Origin of the sequence: Acetivibrio sp. (genome assembly GCF_035371925.1) — a bacterium.
Lineage (GTDB): Bacteria > Bacillota > Clostridia > Acetivibrionales > Acetivibrionaceae > Hungateiclostridium.
Map to the genome: position 1 here is coordinate 1,842 of NZ_DAORXT010000144.1, position 2,587 is coordinate 4,428.

Here is a 2,587-nt window from a genome sequence, read left to right on the forward strand (position 1 = left end):
TCATCAAACTCCTCAATCAAATGCTCATCCAAAGCCCAGAACCGAACCAGTTCAACGTACATATCCCTTATCTGCCTTAAATCCTCCTGGGCATCCTCTAAGCCAAGCACACATATTTTCTCATTTGCAGTTGCCAGCAAGCCCTTCAAGGTTTCCCTTATTAAGTTTTCAGTTCTCATCTCTCAAAATCCCCTTTCCTTATTTGGTTAGGTAGTACATTACCTCAAAACCAGCCTGAAAGTAAAGTTGAAATATATATCCATTTCACCCATTTATACCTTCGCCTATAAGCCGGCTATTAACTGCAAACCCAGCAACTATACCACCAATATGAAAATATCGCCTCACAAGCCCACGTGAAGCGATATTATATCGATAGTCCGTCATTTTGTTGCAATATCTACTTTTTTATCAGGCTTTTTGCCGCTTCTGAAGGCAGAGTTCCCTTCCAAGTTTTCAAGCAATATTTTCCTTGTATCCTTGTACTCATCCCCAACCATACCAAGTCTAATAAGGAAAACCCTGAAGGTAAACTTGTCGTTATCGGTATCCTTGGCTTTAGCGGAAACATGCTTTAAAGTTTTGGCATTTTGGTTCAATAATGCTACAAGCTGGGTATAGGCTTTTACCTTTTCAGGACTTGCTTCCCCTTCTAAAAACTTGAAGGTAATGGTGTTGTTATTAAAATCAAAGGCAATCCCTGGGCAGCGTTTTTCTCCAATACCCTCTATGGCTGTTTTTATATCCTCTAATGTTTCCGTTTTGGCTTCATTGATACCTATGCAAAAATCATCCTCAATAATATTTGCTGTAAGCCCTAATGATTTCTTGATAAGACCCTGTTTGCTGTAAATCATATTAACCAGATTTCTTAAAGTGATACTAGTATGACCTTCCATTGGAACTGCAATTTCAAAGGTTGCTGTCTCTGCTGTAGGCTTGCTTGTTTCCTTTTCATTCTTTCCATTTAATATACTATCAAGCTCCACTTCTATCCCTGCCGAAGTTGTAATCTTCCCTGCTCGGTCAATTGTGTAAGTTTCTTCCGCTGTTTCAATCTGATAAGCGAAACTCGGCGCTCCCATGTACTTTGGCTCAACTCCAAAATGTTCTCCCAATGCCTTAACGATTTCTTTTCTTTCCATAATATAAAACCCTCCATTTCATGATTTGTGTACTACATTAATCACTCAAAAAGCACATTAAATCAAGTAAAATGAAGGGTTTCAGGCTTTTTTTATCTTTTCTAAAACTGTCAATTATCCTAAAAAATATTCGGACAGATAGAATGAAAGACGATATTTGCTGACAATATTAGACTGCAACCTGCTCACGCTTTATGTCCGCATACCTAATCTTTTCTCCATCCCTCAAAACAAAAACATCAGCATCGCTGCCGACTTTATCAATGTATCGCTTTACAATTACATCTGCATATTTTTCATCCAATTCCATCATTCTGCACCTTCTATCCGTTTCTTCACAAGCTATTAGTGTAGTGCCCGAACCACCGAATAAATCAAGCACAATATCTTTCATGTTGCTGCTATTCTTGATTGCTCTAACAACAAGCTCCACAGGTTTTGTTGTCGGATGCAGTTCAGATACAGATGGTCTGGGAATATCCCAAACATCACATTGCTGTCTGTCAGTCAATGGATGAAGCCTTGCAGAGCCATCACTCCAGCCATACCATATTGGCTCATACTTGGTATGATAATCCTTTCTTGAAAGTACCAGCCTATCCTTATTCCAGATTATTGTTGATGACCAGTGGTATCCATTCTCTTTCAAAGAAAGCATCAAGTTTCCCCACTCCTGAGCAGACATAACAACATAGGTCATGCATCCAGGCTTAGAAAACTTATTCATTACCTTAAAGGCAGAATCCAAAAACTTTTTAAATTCTTCAGTAGTCATTGAATCATTGAGAATCGTCCTTTGTTTCCAGCTTGGATGCTCTGTTGCGCCATAATTCACATTCCATGGCGGGTCAGTGAATACCATATCAGCGAAATCTTCCCGCATTAAAGCCGCAACATCGCTTTCACTGCAAGCGTCGCCACACATTAGCCTATGTTTACCCAACAGCCAAATATCTCCCCTTTTTGTTACCGGCTCTTCCGGCAGTTGAATATCAAAATCATCATCTTTATTTTTGTTGTTTACTTCCTTCAATAAATCAAGCAACTTTTCACATTCGCTCAAATCAAATGCAGTTAAGGATAAATCGTAGTCAGCAAGCTTTAGTTCTTCCAGTTCCTGAGCCAATAGCTCAAAATTCCACTCACTGTATTCAGCAGTTTTATTGTCAGCAATCCTAAATGCTTTTACCTGTTCGGCTGTTAAATCATCAGCCCTGATCGTAGGCACTTCCTTCAATCCGAGTTTTTTTGCAGCCAACAGGCGGGTATGTCCTGCAATAATTTCATTATTCTTATCAATAATAATTGGATTCCTAAAACCGAATTCTTTAATGCTTGCAGCAACTTTATCTACTGCTTTTTCATTGTTTCTCGCATTATTTGCATACGGAATCAGCTTTTCTATTTGCAGTAATTCGATTTGCAATCCACTTCACCAGCCT

General features: G+C 39.0%; 2 protein-coding genes. Both read right to left on the minus strand.

Annotated features, from left to right (window positions below):
* Window positions 1-383 precede the first annotated feature (383 nt).
* On the minus strand, window positions 384-1,145 hold the full coding sequence (locus PLH43_RS13115) for a virulence-related protein (RefSeq protein ID WP_324363850.1): 762 nt from the start codon (window positions 1,143-1,145) through the stop codon (window positions 384-386).
* A 169-nt stretch (window positions 1,146-1,314) separates the two neighbouring features.
* The gene (locus tag PLH43_RS13120) at window positions 1,315-2,571 is read right to left on the minus strand and encodes a DNA modification methylase (RefSeq protein ID WP_324363852.1); all 1,257 of its coding nucleotides are present in this window, start codon (window positions 2,569-2,571) and stop codon (window positions 1,315-1,317) included.
* Window positions 2,572-2,587: the final 16 nt, after the last annotated feature.

Bases quoted from the DNA above. Each gene is read 5' to 3' on its own strand.
- PLH43_RS13115 (WP_324363850.1), bottom strand. From the start codon at position 1,145: ATGGAAAGAAAAGAAATCGTTAAGGCATTGGGAGAACATTTTGGAGTT.